The sequence below is a fragment of the Haloarcula sp. H-GB5 genome (assembly GCF_054850705.1).
This window is the reverse complement of record NZ_JBTWBG010000002.1, coordinates 1,080,883-1,097,610: the sequence shown is the minus strand read 5'-3', so window position 1 is coordinate 1,097,610 and position 16,728 is coordinate 1,080,883. Positions and strand designations below refer to the sequence as shown.

Annotated in this window: 18 protein-coding genes; 10 read left to right on the top strand and 8 right to left on the bottom strand. The window is 63.7% G+C overall.

The window, feature by feature from the left end:
• The first annotated feature begins 81 nt into the window (after positions 1 to 81).
• The 5 genes from ftsZ to ACYJ11_RS13535 all read left to right on the top strand — a co-directional run bounded on the left by ftsZ (position 82) and on the right by ACYJ11_RS13535 (position 5,826).
• Positions 82 to 1,242: a cell division protein FtsZ gene (gene ftsZ, locus ACYJ11_RS13555; RefSeq protein WP_004592941.1), complete on the top strand. Its 1,161-nt coding sequence runs from the start codon at positions 82 to 84 to the stop codon at positions 1,240 to 1,242.
• A 128-nt stretch (positions 1,243 to 1,370) separates the two neighbouring features.
• Positions 1,371 to 2,609, top strand: coding sequence for an ABC transporter substrate-binding protein (locus ACYJ11_RS13550; protein WP_461648159.1), 1,239 nt, complete (start codon positions 1,371 to 1,373; stop codon positions 2,607 to 2,609).
• On the top strand, positions 2,606 to 5,059 hold the full coding sequence (locus ACYJ11_RS13545; RefSeq protein ID WP_461648158.1) for a methyl-accepting chemotaxis protein: 2,454 nt from the start codon (positions 2,606 to 2,608) through the stop codon (positions 5,057 to 5,059). Before ACYJ11_RS13550 ends, ACYJ11_RS13545 begins: the two co-directional genes overlap by 4 nt.
• A 145-nt stretch (positions 5,060 to 5,204) precedes the next feature.
• Positions 5,205 to 5,384, top strand: coding sequence for a protein translocase SEC61 complex subunit gamma (locus tag ACYJ11_RS13540; protein ID WP_004592944.1), 180 nt, complete (start codon positions 5,205 to 5,207; stop codon positions 5,382 to 5,384).
• Positions 5,385 to 5,388: 4 nt separating this feature from the next.
• On the top strand, positions 5,389 to 5,826 hold the full coding sequence (locus ACYJ11_RS13535; protein ID WP_004516836.1) for a transcription elongation factor Spt5: 438 nt from the start codon (positions 5,389 to 5,391) through the stop codon (positions 5,824 to 5,826).
• Between the two features lie 126 nt (positions 5,827 to 5,952).
• Here the strand turns inward: ACYJ11_RS13535 and ACYJ11_RS13530 are convergent, their stop codons facing one another.
• Complete coding sequence (locus ACYJ11_RS13530; protein WP_004516837.1) at positions 5,953 to 6,252, bottom strand: DUF7565 family protein; 300 nt, start codon at positions 6,250 to 6,252, stop codon at positions 5,953 to 5,955.
• 115 nt (positions 6,253 to 6,367) lie between these two features.
• Between ACYJ11_RS13530 and ACYJ11_RS13525 the strand changes: the two genes are divergently transcribed.
• On the top strand, positions 6,368 to 7,129 hold the full coding sequence (locus ACYJ11_RS13525; RefSeq protein WP_461648157.1) for a PHP-associated domain-containing protein: 762 nt from the start codon (positions 6,368 to 6,370) through the stop codon (positions 7,127 to 7,129).
• On the opposite strand, the gene ACYJ11_RS13520 is transcribed toward ACYJ11_RS13525, so the two are convergent.
• Entirely contained in the window at positions 7,126 to 7,632 is a 507-nt protein-coding gene (locus ACYJ11_RS13520) for a metal-dependent hydrolase (RefSeq protein ID WP_058996143.1), read from the bottom strand. The two genes, ACYJ11_RS13525 and ACYJ11_RS13520, sit on opposite strands and share 4 nt — an antisense overlap.
• A 36-nt stretch (positions 7,633 to 7,668) precedes the next feature.
• Entirely contained in the window at positions 7,669 to 8,178 is a 510-nt protein-coding gene (locus ACYJ11_RS13515) for a CinA family protein (protein ID WP_461648156.1), read from the bottom strand.
• Positions 8,179 to 8,252: 74 nt separating this feature from the next.
• On the opposite strand from ACYJ11_RS13515, the gene ACYJ11_RS13510 reads away from it, so the two are divergent.
• Together ACYJ11_RS13510 and ACYJ11_RS13505 are read left to right on the top strand one after the other, a co-directional pair.
• Positions 8,253 to 8,396, top strand: coding sequence for a hypothetical protein (locus ACYJ11_RS13510; RefSeq protein ID WP_170095974.1), 144 nt, complete (start codon positions 8,253 to 8,255; stop codon positions 8,394 to 8,396).
• Between the two features lie 38 nt (positions 8,397 to 8,434).
• Positions 8,435 to 9,553: a pyridoxal phosphate-dependent aminotransferase gene (locus tag ACYJ11_RS13505; protein ID WP_461648155.1), complete on the top strand. Its 1,119-nt coding sequence runs from the start codon at positions 8,435 to 8,437 to the stop codon at positions 9,551 to 9,553.
• Between the two features lie 15 nt (positions 9,554 to 9,568).
• Here ACYJ11_RS13505 and citE read toward each other — a convergent pair whose 3' ends face one another.
• From citE to glmS, 5 genes are read right to left on the bottom strand one after another with little or no spacing between them, the layout of a single operon-like run.
• Positions 9,569 to 10,609, bottom strand: coding sequence for an L-malyl-CoA/beta-methylmalyl-CoA lyase (gene citE / locus ACYJ11_RS13500; protein WP_461648154.1), 1,041 nt, complete (start codon positions 10,607 to 10,609; stop codon positions 9,569 to 9,571).
• On the bottom strand, positions 10,606 to 11,682 hold the full coding sequence (mch, locus tag ACYJ11_RS13495; protein ID WP_461648153.1) for a 2-methylfumaryl-CoA hydratase: 1,077 nt from the start codon (positions 11,680 to 11,682) through the stop codon (positions 10,606 to 10,608). The genes citE and mch overlap by 4 nt, the downstream gene beginning before the upstream one ends.
• Positions 11,675 to 12,943, bottom strand: coding sequence for a methylaspartate ammonia-lyase (locus ACYJ11_RS13490; protein WP_461648152.1), 1,269 nt, complete (start codon positions 12,941 to 12,943; stop codon positions 11,675 to 11,677). The genes mch and ACYJ11_RS13490 overlap by 8 nt, the downstream gene beginning before the upstream one ends.
• Complete coding sequence (locus ACYJ11_RS13485) at positions 12,933 to 14,396, bottom strand: methylaspartate mutase subunit E (RefSeq protein ID WP_005534697.1); 1,464 nt, start codon at positions 14,394 to 14,396, stop codon at positions 12,933 to 12,935. The genes ACYJ11_RS13490 and ACYJ11_RS13485 overlap by 11 nt, the downstream gene beginning before the upstream one ends.
• A 2-nt stretch (positions 14,397 to 14,398) precedes the next feature.
• Positions 14,399 to 14,839 (bottom strand): methylaspartate mutase subunit S, encoded by a 441-nt coding sequence (gene glmS / locus ACYJ11_RS13480; RefSeq protein WP_004516847.1) that lies wholly within the window; start codon positions 14,837 to 14,839, stop codon positions 14,399 to 14,401.
• Between the two features lie 121 nt (positions 14,840 to 14,960).
• Here glmS and mct point away from each other — a divergent pair, with 121 nt between their 5' ends.
• Positions 14,961 to 16,151 (top strand): succinyl-CoA:mesaconate CoA-transferase, encoded by a 1,191-nt coding sequence (gene mct, locus ACYJ11_RS13475; RefSeq protein WP_461648151.1) that lies wholly within the window; start codon positions 14,961 to 14,963, stop codon positions 16,149 to 16,151.
• Positions 16,152 to 16,221: 70 nt separating this feature from the next.
• Positions 16,222 to 16,662 (top strand): TRAM domain-containing protein, encoded by a 441-nt coding sequence (locus tag ACYJ11_RS13470; RefSeq protein ID WP_188976835.1) that lies wholly within the window; start codon positions 16,222 to 16,224, stop codon positions 16,660 to 16,662.
• Positions 16,663 to 16,728: the final 66 nt, after the last annotated feature.

Sequence of the window (16,728 nt, the reverse complement as noted above, 5' to 3'; positions counted from 1 at the left end):
AACTGGCACTCAACACGTCAGACGAGCGTCAGACACAGGGGGAAAACTAATAACTGCTCGTCTGCAAGGACGCTTTAAATTATGGATTCGATAATTGACGACGCTATCGACGAGGCAGAACAAGACGGGGAGGACGCGGCTGGTGGCACTGTCGACGAGACGACATCGACGCCGTCACAGGACATGTCGACGTCGGGGACGATGTCCGACGAGGAACTGGCAAGCGTTGTCAAAGACCTGGAAACGAAGATCACGGTCGTCGGCTGTGGTGGCGCTGGCGGGAACACGGTCACTCGGATGATGGAGGAGGGCATCCACGGGGCCAAACTCGTCGCCGCAAACACCGACGCACAGCACCTCGCCGACGAGGTAGCCGCCGACACCAAGATTCTCATCGGCCGCAAGCGTACCGGTGGCCGCGGGGCCGGTTCGGTCCCGAAAATCGGCGAGGAGGCCGCCCAAGAGGACATCGAGGACATCCAGCAGTCTATCGACGGCTCGGATATGGTGTTCGTCACCGCCGGTCTCGGTGGTGGCACCGGTACCGGCGCGGCCCCGGTCGTCGCACAGGCCGCGCAGGAAGCCGGCGCACTCACCATCTCTATCGTCACGATTCCGTTCACCGCCGAGGGTGAGCGCCGCCGTGCCAACGCCGATGCTGGCCTCGAACGACTCCGCTCCGTCTCCGATACGGTCATCGTCGTGCCGAACGACCGTCTGCTGGACTACGCGCCGTCGATGCCGCTCCAGGACGCGTTCAAGATCTGTGACCGCGTGCTGATGCGCTCGGTCAAAGGCATGACCGAACTGATCACCAAGCCCGGCCTCGTCAACGTGGACTTCGCCGACGTTCGAACCATCATGGAGAACGGCGGCGTCGCGATGATCGGTCTCGGGGAGTCCGACTCCGAGAACAAGGCTCAGGACTCCATCCGCTCGGCGCTTCGCTCCCCGCTGCTGGACGTGGAGTTCGACGGCGCGAACTCCGCACTCGTCAACGTCGTCGGTGGCCCTGACATGAGCATCGAGGAAGCCGAGGGCGTCGTTGAGGAGATATACGACCGCATCGACCCCGACGCCCGCATCATCTGGGGCGCGTCGGTCAACAACGAGTTCGAGGGCAAGATGGAGACGATGATCGTTGTCACCGGCGTCGAGAGCCCACAGATCTACGGCCAGAGCGAGGCCGAACAGGAGAAGGCCGCCCAGCAACTCGGCGAAGACATCGACTACGTCGACTAAACTGCCTCGTCGTCTCAGATTTTCCACTCTTTTTAATCACCAAAACGTACAGATTCATCTACACTCCCCCTATCATAAATGATATTCTCGCCGAAAAGCGTTTATCCAGAAATTCGGACTCTTTGTCTATGTACTCAGACTCGAGGCGTGGTGTTCTCAAAAAATGTATTGCAGCTGGGAGCTTGGGGCTCTCGTCTGGCTGCCTTGGCTCTCTGAGCGGGAGCGGTGACACTGTACAGTTTGGTGCGCTTCTCCCACTCAGTGGTGCGCTCGCCCCACTCGGGCAACACGGCAAGCGGATGGTGGAACAGGCAGCGAGCGACGTCAACGCGGGCGGTGGTATCCGCGGGAACGACCTCGAAGTGACTATTCTTGATACTGAAGCGAACGCCGAAACCGCTGTCGAGCAGTACGGGACGCTCGTCGACCGTGGTGTCACCGGCTTCGTCGGTGGCCTCGTCAGTGACGCGTCGCTCGCCCTCGCACCGGAGGCGGCCAGCGACGAGATCATGGAAGTCAGTCCTGCCAGTACTGCCCCGCAACTGTCGACAGCCGGCCGAGCCAACGGGCGGAAATACTTCGGCCGAACGGTACCGAGCGACGGGACGCAAGCGCTGGTCATGGCGAAGGTCGTCGACGACCCGCTGTACATCGATGCGGACTCCGTCGCGTTACTGAGCATCGACAACTCGTTCGGTGCTGGACTGGCAGACGCACAACGTGAGGCACTGGACGCCGAAATCGTCGCCGACGTTCGGTACGACCCGTCGTCGGGATCGTTCGACGACACGATCGCGGACGTGTTCCAGAACGACCCTGATGCCGTCAGCTTCACCAGCGTCTCCGGCCAGGAGCGGGGTATCCTTGATGCATACAATCAGTCGGAGTACGACGTTCCTTGGGTGTTGTCCGCGGGGATGTTCGGCGGCGACCTCCCGTCGTACTACGACGGATTCTACAGCGCGTCGCTGTCCTCTGCTCGGACGCAAGCGTACTTCGAACTCGTCCGCCGCCTCTCGGACATCGACCAACCCAGAGCGTACTCTGTCAATTCCTACGACGCGCTGTTTTTGATGGCCTGTGCCGCCGAACAGGCCGGTGAAGCCAGCGGGCCGGCAATCGCCGAGACCATTCAGTCGGTTTCCGGCGGGTCCGGACACACTGTCTCTGTCGGCGACTTCGGCCGCGTTCGGTCACTCACCGACGCAGGCCGAGCGGTGAACTATCAGGGCGCGTCCGGAAGCGTCGACCTGACTGCGAACCTCGAACCGCTGAGTTCGTACCTGATCGAACGAGTCAATAACGGGTCAGTCGAGTCGCTGGAGCTACTGCAGTCACGGTTCTTCAAATCAGGAGGCAACCAATGAGTTCACTTCCAAGCCGGATGGTTCAGGCGACGGAGCGTGCGCTCCCTGACGTTATTCGGCGGCGGTACGCGGCGAAGTTCGGCGTCCTGTTGCTCGGCGTGGTCGTCGTGCTTGCGCTCGGCGGCGCAGCGATCCACCTCGACACGGGGTCCCTGGTCGAGTCACAGACCGAGGAGCAGATTCTCGGCGTTGCAGAATCCCAGTCGAGTTCCGTGTCGAGTTGGGTCTCGAACAAGCAATCCACTGCGTCGTTCCTTGCGGCGTCTATCGGCGACCGGTCCGAGTCAACCTCGGATACAGACCACCAGCGGTGGCTCGAACAGAAGCTCATTGGACTCCCGGGAGATGTCCGTGCGCTGCATTACGTCGATACTGCTGACGGCACAGTCACCGCCAGCACCGACGACGATCTGAACGGCGTTGCACTGAGCGACGTTGACGACCCGTGGACCGACGCGAGTGGGGCAGTCGTCTCGTCGGGACCGACGGGCACGTCCGAAGCGTACCAGAGCGGGAACGAATCGGTCATCGCGTTCGTCCAGCCCGTCTCCGGCACCGATGAATACGTCGTGCTGACGGCGTCGCTTGAGGCGCGCTCCCACGAGTTCACGTCACCGTTTGCGACCGGCGACGTGAAAGTCGTCGGGTCGGACGGCCAGATCATACTCGACAACCGGAAAAGCTCGATTCTCGAAGAGTACGCGGCAACCGGGGACGCGACCGATACGAGCGTCAAAGCGGCGCTGAACGGCGAAACCGGCTACAAATCCGTCTCCGCCAGAACGGGGATGGAAGACGGGCAGTACGTGATGGCGTACACGCCGGTGACCGGCACTGAGTGGGCGTTGCTGTATCACGTGCCCCAGGACCGCGCGTTCGCCCTGCAATCGGCTGTCTCACAGAATATCGCGCTCCTGGTGGCGCTTGCCGTCGGAGCACTGTTCGTCGTCGGTGTGACAATCGGGCGCGGAACCGCGAACGCACTCTCCCGCGTGGCCGAAAGCGCCGAGGACATCGCCGCGGGTGAGATCAACAGCACCCTCCCCGAGACCACGCGCGTCGACGAGATGGGACAGCTGTACGACTCATTCGCGTCGATGCAGGCGTACCTGACGACCGCCGCTGACCAGGCTGACGCGCTCGCGGAAAAGCGGTTCGACGACCCGGCACTCGACGAGAACATTCCCGGCGAGTTCGGCGCGGCGCTGGAAGAGATGGGCGAGGACATCCAGACGTTGATTACTGACGTCGAGGCCGCCAGAGACGAGGCGGAGGCGGCGAAAGAAGACGCTGAGTCGATGGCGTCCGCCCTCGAAGCGAAAGCGGCCGAGTTCAGCGACGTGATGGACAAGTCGGCGGCCGGGGACCTCACCCAGCGGATGGCTACCGACAGCGACTACGACGCGATGGTCGACATCGCGGAGAGTTTCAACGAGATGATCACGGAACTCGAACGGACGGTCAACCGTATCGAAGGGTTCGCCGGCACCGTCGACAGCTCGACGGAGACGATTTCCGCAAGCGCACAGGAAGTGCGGTCAGCCAGCGAGTCGGTGAGCGAGTCGGTGCAACAGATCGCCGAAGGCGCTGACGAGCAAAACCGGAACATCCAGCAGGTGAGCGACGAGATGACCGATCTGTCGGCCACTGTCGAGGAAATCACTTCATCCACCGACGAAGTCGCCTCGAAGTCCCAGCAGGCCGTCAACGACGGCGAGTCCGGCCGCGAATACGCCGAGCAGGCCGCCGCCGAAATCGAGGCGCTCGAGCGGAAGTCCACCGAGGCAATCGAACAGGTGGAGTCCCTCGCGGAGGAGATGGAGCGCATCGGCGAGGTCACGACGCTCATCGACGAGATCGCGGAACAGACGAACATGCTCGCGCTCAACGCGAACATCGAAGCCGCGCGAGCTGGTGAAGCGGGCGAAGGGTTCGCTGTCGTGGCCCGCGAAATCAAGACGCTCGCTGAGGAAACCCAGGAAGCGACGACTGACATCGAGTCGATGATCGACGACATCCGGTCCCGGACGGACACCACCGTCGAAGACATGCGGGACATGGGTGAGAGCGTCGACACCGGAAAAGAGACGGTCGAAAACGCGACCGACTCGCTGACCAGTATCGTCCAGCAGGTCAACGAAGCCAACGACGGCGTGCAGGCTATCAGCGACGCGACGGACGAACAGGCGGCGTCGATGGAAGAAGTCGTCTCGATGGCCGAGGAAGTCGGCTCGATCAGCGAGGAGACATCTGCCGAGGCCGAGAACGTCGCCGCGTCCGCCGAGGAACAGACGGCGTCGATCACGGAGGTCACCGAGAAGATCCAGTCGCTCTCCAGTCAGGCGACCGACCTCAAGGAACTCATCGACCAGTTCGAAACCAGCGATGCCGATGGCAGTAGTGAACTGGGGTCACACGGGTCGGACGGAACCGCGCTGACCGACGACTGACTGAACGGGTTCAGAACGTCCGTTCCGATTATCGATCCGTTCTGTCGGCTGCTTTTTTGTGACACTATACAGTCCGCTCTGTGAAGGGCCGGACTCGTCGCCGCGCACCACAATATAGAAAAGCCACCAGTGGGTACGACCCGCTATGGACGTTCCATACGATCTCACCTCCTACATCCGCGTACTCAAACTGGCGAGTACGCCGTCGTGGGAGGAGTTCTCCCAGATCGCGAAAATCGCCGGCGCGGGCATCGCGCTGGTCGGACTGCTCGGGTTCATCATCTTCGCCGTGATGACCTTCATCCCTGGCAGCAAGCCGGTGTAAACCGATGGGGATCTACGCAGTCAAAACCACGGCCAGTCAGGAGCGCACCGTCGCGGACATGATCATCTCCCGCGAGGAAGACGAGATTCACGCCGCGCTTGCGCCGGACTCGCTCACCAGCTACGTGATGGTGGAAGCGGACGATCACAACGTCTTCGACCGCATCCTCGACGAGATTCCCCACGCCAACGGCGTCGTGCAGGGCGAGTCCTCGATGGCAGAAGTCGAGCACTTCCTCTCGCCGAAACCGGACGTGGAAGGTATCGCAGAGGGCGACATCGTCGAACTCATCGCCGGCCCGTTCAAGGGCGAGAAGGCGCAGGTCCAGCGTATCGACGAAGGCAAGGATCAGGTCACCGTCGAACTGTACGAGGCGACGGTCCCGATTCCGGTTACCGTGCGTGGTGACCAGATTCGGGTGTTGGATAGCGAAGAGCGCTGAGCGCAGCGAAGCGCGCCTCGTTCAATTCGAACGGGGAGCGTAGCTGTCCGTGAAAGACGGGAATAATTCTTCTTCGGCGACGTACCAATTGATACGCCGTCTCCGTTTTCAAAAAACAAGCGGTCGCTACGCTTCGCCGCCTTCCAGTCGGTCGATGACCTCGCTCATGTTCGCGGCGGCCTCGACGGACTCCTTGATCTGTTCGCGGCGGCGGACCTCGGCGGCGGAGGCGTCGTAGGCGCGAACGTACTCCGCGCGGGAGTGTTCGTCGAAGGCGTGCTTGATAGCGAAGTAGCCGTCAGGGACGACGGCACCGCAGACCTTGCACTCGATGCGGTCGTGTTCGACCGACTGGTGGATGATGAGCTCCTCGACGCGGTCGAACTGTCTGTCGTCCCCTTCGATGTCGCACTCCCAGCGTGGCATTTGCTCAGTGGCAGGCGACGCGGGGTTAAAAACGTTGGCTGCTACCTGTCAGGATTTTGTCTCTCAGATTGCCAAAACGGAAACCCCTAATGGCAGTACGAAGATAGCGTTGACCGTGCAACCCGAGGGGTACGCCGTTGATCTCCACGTGAAAGTGCTCGACGAGGGGGTCGTCGAGCGCGCGAAGGCACGTGGCCTCGACGCGCTGGTGTACGCGCCGCATTTCACGCGCCTACCGGAGATACGGCGGCAAGCGGCGGCGTTTTCCGACGAAGAGCTGACTGTGTTTCCAGCCAGAGAGATATTTACTGGCACCTGGCAACAGCGCCGGCACGTGCTAGGCATCGGACTCGAAGAGCCGATCCCGGATTTCATTACCTTCGACGGCGCGATGCGAGAACTGAATCGTCAAGACGCCGCTGTACTGGTTCCGCATCCCGGCTTTCTCAATGTCAGTCTCGGACTGGACGACATCGAAGCGTACGACGACAGTATCGACGCGCTGGAAGTGTACAACCCCAAGCAGTTGTCCCACCACCGGGACCGCGCGCAGTCGTTCACGTCGGAAACCGGTCACGAGCCGTTCGTCTCGTCGTATGCTCACGTCCGTGGGACCGTCGGCGAGGCGTACGTGAACTTTACCGAAGCGTTCGACGACGTGGCGGCGCTCAGTACGGCGCTGAAAAACGACGTGGAGCGATCGCTGTTCCATCGCGACGGTCTCTCACACGACCTGCGGCGGGCGGTCGAGTGGGCCCATCTGGGGCTGGAAAACACCTGGGGCAAGTTCGACCGGTTGATGTTACAGGGAACCGAGCCGACCCACCCCGACCACGTCGCGTACGACGGTCGATTCAACGACGTGAAAGTGTACTAAACCAGAAACGCGCTGTTCTCGACGACGAAGGTTCTGACCGTTGGCGGCAGATACTGTGGGAGTACGTGGACAAGCAGGGCAACCGCGAGCAGTTCGAAGGCGGTAATCACGACGGTGACGGCTTCAGCGCGGTCGCTTGAGGTTGTCACGCCCGTCGGTGAGCCATACTCTGTGTCCGAGAACGGGTAAAACAGCGCGATGCCCCGCCGGGAGCCGAAGTAGTCAAGCACGTAGTGCGTGAGGACACCGAGCCACACCCACTGGAGATTACCGCCGTGATACAGCGGATGGGCCAAGAATATGAGGAGGACGGGGATGTTGTGCAGGGTCTTGCGGTGCTTGCCGAAGGCGGTGTCGACATCGGGGAACAGCGCACCCAGGACGATGGGAAGGAACACCTCCGCGATTGTCGCGAAGGTCGTCACGTCGCCCGAGGGGTCGAGAACGTACCCCAGTCCGATGCTCAGGAGGACCGCGTTCAGGACGTGCCCACGTTTGTTCATCTACCGGACCGTCTGTGTCCCGACTGAAAGAGCTTACTACTCCTGTAATGCGGTTTCCAGGTCCCGAAGCGCCTGTGTCGCGATGCTCGCTTTGATTTCGCGACGGGTGCCATCGAACTCGTAACGGGACACAGTCACGCCAGACTCGTTGGTCCCCCACGGGGCGGCCTCGGCAACGGCGATGTACACCGTCCCGACGGGTGTCTCCGGTGAACCGCCGCTCGGCCCGGCGACGCCAGTCGTGGCGACGCCCCAGTCGGTCCGGGCGGTGTCGCGAACGCCCCGAGCCATTTCGATAGCAACCGGCTCTGAGACCGCGCCGTGGGTGTCCAGCGATTCCCGCGAGACGGCAAGCAGTTCCCGCTTGGCCTCGTAGGAGTAGGTGACCAGCGAGCGGTCGAAGTAATCGCTCGATCCGGGGATGTCCGTTATTTTCGACCCCACGAGGCCACCGGTACAGGACTCCGCGGTGGCGACCGTAGCAGCAGCTTCTCGGAGACGCTTGCCGACGCGCTTCTCGACTGGGTCCGCTGTCTCGTCTGCCATTGCCGGTGTTTGTCGTGACAGGCGAATAAGCGTTCAGGGCGGGATACTTTCAGTTCAGAGACACAACTGCGTATGTGAGCTATCAGACGACGCTTGGCTGGTCACTCGTTACGTCGGGCCTCGTGACGCTGTTCCTCTGGGTCTTGCCGGGGTCGGACCTCCTGTGGGGGCTACTGCTGCTGGTCCTCGGCGGGCTGACGCTGTACATCCGCCAGTAGACAGAAAAGCAGACGGGGCCGGCGGTCGGAGTGTGCATATGGACTACACGGAACCCCAGTTTTTCCGGGTCATGCAGTATGCGGCCCGGGCCGATCGGGACGTGGTGGACATGGTGTCGGGCAATCCCGACTGGGACCCACCCGAGGGGCTTCGGGACGGGCTCAGAGACTACGCCGAAGCCCCGGCCGACGACTACCAGTATCCGCCAAGCGTGGGCCTCACGCCGCTCCGCAATGAAATCGCCGCTCGGCGCGGTGTGGATCGGAACCGCGTGCTGGTCACGAACGGCGCTGGCGAGGCGAACCACCTCGCGATGACCGGCGGGCTCCACCATTTCGACGGCAACGAAATCCTCCTGACGGACCCCGTCTACCCCTACTACGCCGGCCGAGCGAATTTCATCGGCGCGGACATCTCCTTCGTCCCGGTCGACGAGCACAACCGACTGGTCCCCACGGACGTTCGGGAAGCTGCGAGCGAGGAGACGGCCGTCATCGCCGTCAATTCGCCGAACAACCCTACCGGCGCGGTGTACGACGCCGACGCGATGGCCGAGTTCGCGGCCATCGCCGAGGAGTACGACGCGCTGTTGCTCAGTGACGAAGTGTACGACCACTTCGACTACGCGGGTCGGTTCGGTTCGGCACTGCACGCCGATTCCGACCACGTCGTCGCCACCAACTCCTTCTCGAAGACGATGGCGATTACGGGGTTCAGGGTTGGTTACGCGATTTTCCCGCCAGAAGACGGGCCTACTGGGGCACTGCTTGAACGCGCTCGCACTCAGCACATGCTCACGAACGTCACCGGGAGCCGGCCGGCCCAGTACGCCGTCCTGCGGGCGCTGAAGACGACGAGTCCGGACTACTACGCTGCCTGCCGACGGCGACTCGAAGATCGCGTCGATGACTTCTGTGCCGCACTTGCAGAGGCCGGTGCCGAGTACAACCGCCCCGACGGCGGGTTCTACGTGATGGCGCGGTTCCCCGACTTCCCCGGGTCGTTCGAGAACGTGTACGAACTCGTCGACGAGGCCGGCGTCGCCGGGATGCCCGGCGAGGCTTTCGGCGAGTCCCGGCGCGACTGGATACGGTTCGCGCTCGTGACGCCGCGGGTCGACGAAGCGGCCGAACGGCTGGCGAACTATTTCGAATAAGAAACGACCGCCGGCTCAGCCGAAAATCAGTTCGACGTCTCTCGCCCGCGCCAGCAGGTCATCGTCGTAGTACTCCTCGGTCTGTGCGGGGTGGGTGTCGTCGATGGCCCGGACCGTTTTGACGGTGTTGGCGAAGTTTTTGTAGGTCGCTTCGTCGACCATCTGGCCGTCGACGACGACTGCGCCGGTCCCCTCGCGCTTGGCCTCGTTGAACGACTCGATCTTGTGGAGGTCTCGCTCCATTTCTTCCACTGTCGGCATATGGATTCGATTCGCCTGTTCGGTCTGCTTGGGATGGAGCGACCACGAGCCATCGATCCCGATGGTCGCCTCGTACTCCACCTGATTGGCGTACCCTTCGGCGTTGTAGTAGGTGACGCCGGCACGGTCGTGGAACAACTGGTCGAAGGGGCCGCCGATGGCGACGATGTCGGCCGCGCTCGTCTCGTTCGACAGCGCTTCGAGCAGGCCGTCCCAGCGGGGCCGCTCGCCGTCGAGCGTGCGTCCGCCGAGTTCCGCCGTGTAGTCGACCGGCCCGAACACGAGGCCGGAGAGCCGGGAGTCTGTTGCGTACTGGCAAATCTTGCGAAGGTCCGAGCGACCCGGTGCCGTCTCAAGAATGATTGCCATCTCCAGCGTTCCCTCCGCAAGCCCGGCGTCGCGCTCCGCGTCAGCGACGACCCCCGCGGCGTCGCGCACGTCGTCGAGGCGGCCGGTCTTCGGGAAGACGAAGCCGTCGAGTTCCTCGCCGACTTCCTCGGCCAAGCGAGTCACCTGCTCGATGCCACGCTCGCGGGCATCAGCGTCGTCGTAGGCCCACTCGACTCGGGGGAGGATGTCCCCCGCGAAGTCGTCGGCGTGGTCCGGGATGTGCTCGACGATGTTGTCGACGGCCTCGTCTTTCATCGATGGCGCGGTGCCGTCCTCAATGTCGGGGACAAGCCAGTCGGGGGCCTGAAACCCCTCGCTGGTGAGTCCCGAGACGAGGAACTTCGCGCTGTTGTCGTTCGGTATCGCGGCCGGTGCGGTCTGGAATGAGCGACAGAGTCGTGTCATGTATCTCGCTGAATGAGTGCGGTTCGCCGGCCCGAGTAGACCGGGGTCTGCTCCTGATTGAACGCGACGTGCTCGAACGTGACCGCGCCGGCCCGCTCCGGTCCGGCGCCTGGGTCGCAGTCGAGGACGCGGGTGAAGCCGTAGATAGTATCACCCAGCGTGACGAAGTCGTGGAACCGTTCGTCGGCGAAGCGACGCTCGCGATAGGTCGCCTCGTCGGAGCGAGCGTGTGCCAGCGCAATTGAGCGGGTCACGTCGCCGTACGCGACGATGTCGCCCGACGGCGAATCGGCCATCTCGTCACGGTTGTGGTGCTGGCGGGCGGTGTTGAGCGTCGCCAGCGGGAGGCCAGCGACCAGTTGATCGTCCATCGTCCGCCCGCGCTCGTGGCGGTAGGCGACGGCTGCGTTCTCCGCGTCGGCGCGGTCGAGTGCCGTCCGAAAGTCGCCGAAGTACTTGCCATCTGGAGAGATGAGGGTGTCGGGCAGCGCTGGACCGCCTTCGTCTTGCTCCCCGACAGCGCCGCCGTCGGTGGCCGCTGGCTCGCGGCGCGGTATCATATTCGTCCGCTGGTAGGATACCAGTGTCTCGCCGGTTTCGCGATCCCGGCCTTCCGTCTCCCATGTGACGATGCCGTACTTCGGTCGAGAGGACGATGTCTTGGTGTCAACGACAGTCGAGGTGACTGACAGCGGCGTCCCGGCCGTCACCGGCTGATGGAACGTCACGTCGTCGCGGCCGAGGAAGTACCCGCCCTTCTCTGAGAGGTCCTCGACGGTGATGCCCATCACGCACGCCAGCAGGTAATCCGGGTGGACCGGGCGCTCGTCGAAGCCGCGTTCGCGGGCGGTGTCGGCCCGCCAGTACGCCGGGTCGTGGTTGAGCGTCTGGCCCATCCACTGCTCGCTGCCATGGTGGGTGAGCTGGAGGCCGGGCTCGTGAGTGAGTTCGTCGCCCTCGGCGAAGAACTCGAAGAAGTGTCCCTTCTCTCTGGTGTCAGCCCGGTCCAGCAGCGAACCGAACGTCTCGCCGTCCGAGAGATCCAGCGCGTCGGGCTCAGTCCAGTCAGTCATCAGCCGGCACCTCCTGCGTGGCGTCCCGTCTGGCAAGCGCCCGCCGCATCTCGTTTGTGACGACCATGAACCCCTCGTCGAAGCCCATGCCGGGTTTGGCGAGCACTTGCGCGGCGTCGGTCGCCAGCGCGACGTGGGCACAGGCTCGCGCCGAAGTCACGGTCTCGTTGCACGTTCCACCGACGTATCCCCGGGTGTCCGTGCCGTCACAGTACAGCACGGCTTCGGCCGACCGCTGGATGCCGCCGAGGTCCGGCGTCTTTATCTGGACGAGGTCGGCCGCTTCCGCGTCGACGAACGCCTGTACGTCTTCGAAGGTATTGCACCACTCGTCGGCGACAATATCCACGTCGACGCCGGCATCGGCCAGTCCGTCGCGGAGTTCGGCCATCCGGGAAATCTGTTCCGCTCGGCCGCCGGCGTCCATCGGCCCCTCGACTTGGAGGGGGTAGGGCGCGGCGGCCTCCCGCAGCGTCTCGAAGTAGTCTGTCACCTCGGTGCGGTCATAGGGCGGCCCGAACACTTTCCCGAGGATGCCGTACACGTCGACGTGAAAGCGCGGCGAGTACGGCTCCGGCCCGAGCGTCGTTGCCCGGTCCGAGAGCCAGGCGAGGTAATCTCGTAGCCCCTCGCCGTTCTCTCCGACCTTCTCGACGCTGTTGAACAGGCCGTGGGGCAACACCGGGACGCCCTTGATGAGCATCTTTTCGGCGTTGATGCGGCGTTCGTCGCCCGACTGGCCGAATACCGGGACCGGCGAAGTCGCCGGCTCGGTGTCGTAGGTGTCTGCGAGCACGTCCGTCGGCGTCACCCCGCGTGCTTGTGCGGCGGCGTTCAGCAGTGCCTGCGACACGCCGTAGCGGACCGCTGTGTGGAGCTGGTCGCCGCCCGAGCGCTGGGCATTCATCTCCTCCAGCATCGTCGCGTTGGCCCCGAACTGGGTTGCGTCCTGCCCGCGGAGCGCGTCGGCGACGGGACCCTCGACGACCGGGCGGTACTTCTCGGCCCGGAACAGCGGGTCGCGGCCGCCGGCCCCGGAGTATTGGACCGCAGCGCAGTCGCCGGTCGCGATGGAGCCGTCGGCGAGTTCGATTTCGACGATGAGGGCTTCGCCGGCCTCGCGGATGCGGTCGAACCCCTCGGTGACCGGCTGGCCGTCGTAGGCGAACCCGGTCTGGGTCGCCCCGTCCTTGATCGCCTGCTGGTCGTCGAAAAAGAACCCCGAGAGGCCGGGAATTGTTCGAACGTCCTCAATCCGCATCGCTGGCACCCCCCGCAGGGCTGTTGTCGCCGGCCGGCCGCCCGATGAGCTTCCCGTCGCTGATGGCGTCCACGTCGTCGGCGACCATCCGGAACGACTGGTCGCGGCCCTCGGTCTCGGCTCGTTCACCGAGTCGCGCGGCGTGAATTTCCTTGATGTCGTCCGGGAGCGCGAGGTCCGCGAACTCGAAGATGCGGACCCGGCCATCGTCGTCTCTGGCCGGCAGCACCGCGCCCTTGGCGGCGTCGCTGGGTGCAAAGGGCACGTCCAGCGCGCCGCTGTCGAAGGCGTTGATAACTCCCTGTGCAACGTCGCCGTCGCCAGCCTCGTAGATCGCGTCCATCAGCGCCCGTGTCTCCCGTTCGATGAGCGCCTGTTCCTCGTCGATACCCCCGAGGTCGATGTCCTGTTCGATCATCATATCGATAAGCTGTCTCGTCGTTCGCAGTCCAGCCGCGTTGGCCTCCTTCGTCGGCACACCCTGGAACTCCTGGGCGGACTTCGTGATGACTTTGTCCGGCTGGGCGACGGCCGCCGTCGCGCCGCCGAGACTGATGACGCCATTGGCCCGTGCCTCGTCGGGCGGGAAGCCGCCCATCCACTCGTGGAAGACGGTCGTGACGGTCACCTCGTCGCGAAGGTACTCGTTACCGAGCTTCCGAAGTGCCCGCAGCGCCGCCACGTCCTGCACGAGGTTTCCGACCTGTCCGTAGCCAAGCGTGAGCGACCGAACACCCTGTGTCGCGGCGAGTTCGCCCTCGACGAGCATCACCGCGATGGCAATGCTCGGTGGGACGAGGGTGCCGGTCAGCGGACCGAAGGGCTCGCGGTTGATGGTCACGCCGCGCTCGGTGTAGGCCCCGCAGAGCCGGTCGACGAACTGCCAGTGTTCGATGGTCGTCGCGAGGTCGTGTCGCTTCGTGTAGGGGATGTTGTATGAAATCGGCCCGCCCTCGAAGCTCTGGAAGCCGCCAGCGAGCGTGACCATCGCCAGTAGCCGGGCGTCCGGCGTGCCGTGGCGAACCTCGACCGGGGCGTCGAGCGCCCGGATGAGCCGCCGGCAGTCTTCGACGCCGTGGTTCACCGCCGGGAAGCCGTTCAGTTCGTTCTCGTCGCTGCCGCGGGAGGCGGCCAGTCCCTCTTCGGCCTTCTCGTACTCGTTGTCCCGCGTGTAGGAGTCGATGGTCGTCGGCAGGAGGTCCGCGCCGCCCTCGTCCTGCAGGTACCGCAGCAGGTCAATCTGTTCTTCGAGGCAGGGAACACCCGCCCGTGGCTGGAGGAGCGGCTGATCGGCGGACTCCAACACTTGGGCGAACTGTTTTGAGGCTGGCAGTGACTCGTGGAAGGCGATAGCTTCCTCGAAGTCGACTTCGCGGCCCGTGTGCCAGTTGTCCCTGAGGTCGTTTGCGATGCGCTGTAGCTGGTCGTCGCTGAGTCGCTCGTCTGTTGGCATAGTCACCCGTCAACCCTGATCTGCTCCGCCTCTGTTGTCGTCAGTTGCAGGTCTTCGCGGAGCATCTCGATAGCCTCTTCCGGGTCCGTTTCCGCGTCGAAGACGCGGTCGAAACCCATCTGTCGGAAGGTCGCCTGCGTCTCCTCGAAGTCGGACTGTCCGACGGCGAGGTTCCCACCGACGTAGGTGAGCACGTCAAGCCCAGCGTCGTCGAGCTCGTCGTGCAGCCCCTCGCAGTCCTGGCGGGCGTGCCCGTACAGCGAGGATACCAGTACTGCCTCGGCGTCGTGAGATTTCGCGGCGGAGACGAACTCGTCCTGTGACGTCTGGACACCGAGGTTGATGACCTCGAAGCCAGCGGCCGAGAGCGCCTGCTCTAGAATCGTGATGCCGACGACGTGCGCGTCGGAGCCAATCACGCCGAGGATAACGGTCCGGGGCATGTACTACGTCGTCGTCGGCGGGTAGTGATAAACCTAATGGTCTTTCATGATAATATGGCCTTAAGGAATTTATAACGGACGTTCAAGAAGGTTTATGCGGCCGCCCCGTCGTGGTTTTCGCATGGGTGCGCTTGACGACTTGCGTGTGCTCGACCTGACACAGGTCCTCGCCGGACCGTACTGTACGATGTTGCTCGCGGACATGGGCGCGGACGTGGTAAAGGTCGAACGCCCCGGCGGCGACCTCATCAGGTCGAACCCGCCGTTCGTGAGCGACGGCGACGAAGAAGCCTACGGCGGGTACTTCCAGAGCGTCAACCGTGGGAAACGCTCGCTCGAACTCGACCTCGGGGACGCCGATGACCGCGAGGCGTTCCTTTCGCTCGTCGAGCGCGCAGACGTGGTGGTCGAGAACTTCAAGGCCGGCACGATGGAGAAGTTCGACTGCGGCTACGAGACGCTGCGAGAACACAACCCGGACCTCATCTACTCTTCCATCCGGGGCTTTGGCGACCCGCGAACGGGCGAAACCCACCGACAAGGTCAGCCGTCATTCGACCTCATCGCGCAGGCGCTGGGTGGCGTCATGGAAATCACGGGGCAGTCGGATGGCCCGCCGACGAAGGTCGGCCCCGGCGTCGGCGACCTCTTCACTGCCGTACTGAACGCTGTCGGCATCCTTGCGGCCGTCCATCACCGCGAACGCACGGGCGAGGGCCAGTACGTCGATACGGCGATGTACGACTCGATGGTGTCGCTGTGTGAGCGAACGGTGTACCAGTACTCCTGTGACGGCGAGTCGCCGACCCGGCAGGGGAACTCTCATCCGACGCTGTTCCCGTACGACTCCTTCGAGGCCGCCGACGGCCACGTCGTCATCGCGGCGTTCGCCGACGGCCACTGGGAGGCGCTGTGCGAGGCGATGGAGCGACCGGACCTCGCCGCGGACTATCCAGACGCCGGCAGCCGGATCGCGAACCGGGAGTCCCTGCGCCGCGAGATTGCCGACTGGACCGCCACCATCGACTCGGAAACCCTCCTTGACCTGCTCGAAGGGCGCGTGCCGGCTGCGCCGGTCCAGAACACCGCTGATATCTTCGATGACCCGCACATCCACGACCGGGAGATGCTCACCGATGTCGACCAGCCCGGTGCCGACGAACAGATAACCATCGCCGGCAGTCCGATAAAGATGACCGAGACGATGCCCTCGCCCGGTGGTCGCGCGCCGCTACTAGACGAGCACAGGGCGGAACTGCTTGATGAAGTCGGGGTTGAAACGGACACTAATCGCGTCGAAAGCGACGACTAATCGGCAACTGCCGGCAATTTTCACCACATCAGGGCAGGACCATTATCTATCATGAGCCGTAGAATAGCCTATGGTCGAAGTTCCAGATGCACTCAGTACATTGTTCAGTGCGCGAGTAGAGACTGACGGGGACAAATATATCGTCGAGATTCCGAAAAGCGAAGTGTCCCACGGAGCGATTTCGCCGGGCGAGACCTACCGCGTTGGCCTGCTATCGCAGGTCGATGCCGGCTCGTCGACGACAGCCCAGCCGCAAACGCCTACACAGGATGCCGAACCGGAACGAGCCGACACCGGCGTCCCGCAACCGCCGGTCGACGAGGGCGAAATCCGAAACGTGACCATCGAATCGCTCGGCGACCAGGGCGACGGCATCGCCAAGGTCGAACGCGGATACGTCGTCATCGTCCCCGACGGCGAACCGGGCGACTCGCCGACCGTCGAGATCGAGACCGTCCAGGAAAACGTCGCGTTTGCGAGCGTCGTCGACAACGACGGCCACACTGTATAGCGGTATCGTCGCGTCTTCAGCGGCCCAGTGACCGCCGGGCTGGCAGCCTACTGGGCCGGAACAGAC

What these genes read in the sequence shown, in the direction of transcription:
- ftsZ (WP_004592941.1), top strand. Translation starts at nt 82, where the DNA reads ATGGATTCGATAATTGACGACGCTATCGACGAGGCAGAACAAGACGGG.
- ACYJ11_RS13550 (WP_461648159.1), top strand. Translation starts at nt 1,371, where the DNA reads ATGTACTCAGACTCGAGGCGTGGTGTTCTCAAAAAATGTATTGCAGCT.
- ACYJ11_RS13545 (WP_461648158.1), top strand. Translation starts at nt 2,606, where the DNA reads ATGAGTTCACTTCCAAGCCGGATGGTTCAGGCGACGGAGCGTGCGCTC.
- ACYJ11_RS13540 (WP_004592944.1), top strand. Translation starts at nt 5,205, where the DNA reads ATGGACGTTCCATACGATCTCACCTCCTACATCCGCGTACTCAAACTG.
- ACYJ11_RS13535 (WP_004516836.1), top strand. Translation starts at nt 5,389, where the DNA reads ATGGGGATCTACGCAGTCAAAACCACGGCCAGTCAGGAGCGCACCGTC.
- ACYJ11_RS13530 (WP_004516837.1), bottom strand. Translation starts at nt 6,252, where the DNA reads ATGCCACGCTGGGAGTGCGACATCGAAGGGGACGACAGACAGTTCGAC.
- ACYJ11_RS13520 (WP_058996143.1), bottom strand. Translation starts at nt 7,632, where the DNA reads ATGAACAAACGTGGGCACGTCCTGAACGCGGTCCTCCTGAGCATCGGA.
- ACYJ11_RS13515 (WP_461648156.1), bottom strand. Translation starts at nt 8,178, where the DNA reads ATGGCAGACGAGACAGCGGACCCAGTCGAGAAGCGCGTCGGCAAGCGT.
- ACYJ11_RS13505 (WP_461648155.1), top strand. Translation starts at nt 8,435, where the DNA reads ATGGACTACACGGAACCCCAGTTTTTCCGGGTCATGCAGTATGCGGCC.
- citE (WP_461648154.1), bottom strand. Translation starts at nt 10,609, where the DNA reads ATGACACGACTCTGTCGCTCATTCCAGACCGCACCGGCCGCGATACCG.
- mch (WP_461648153.1), bottom strand. Translation starts at nt 11,682, where the DNA reads ATGACTGACTGGACTGAGCCCGACGCGCTGGATCTCTCGGACGGCGAG.
- ACYJ11_RS13490 (WP_461648152.1), bottom strand. Translation starts at nt 12,943, where the DNA reads ATGCGGATTGAGGACGTTCGAACAATTCCCGGCCTCTCGGGGTTCTTT.
- ACYJ11_RS13485 (WP_005534697.1), bottom strand. Translation starts at nt 14,396, where the DNA reads ATGCCAACAGACGAGCGACTCAGCGACGACCAGCTACAGCGCATCGCA.
- glmS (WP_004516847.1), bottom strand. Translation starts at nt 14,839, where the DNA reads ATGCCCCGGACCGTTATCCTCGGCGTGATTGGCTCCGACGCGCACGTC.
- mct (WP_461648151.1), top strand. Translation starts at nt 14,961, where the DNA reads ATGGGTGCGCTTGACGACTTGCGTGTGCTCGACCTGACACAGGTCCTC.
- ACYJ11_RS13470 (WP_188976835.1), top strand. Translation starts at nt 16,222, where the DNA reads ATGGTCGAAGTTCCAGATGCACTCAGTACATTGTTCAGTGCGCGAGTA.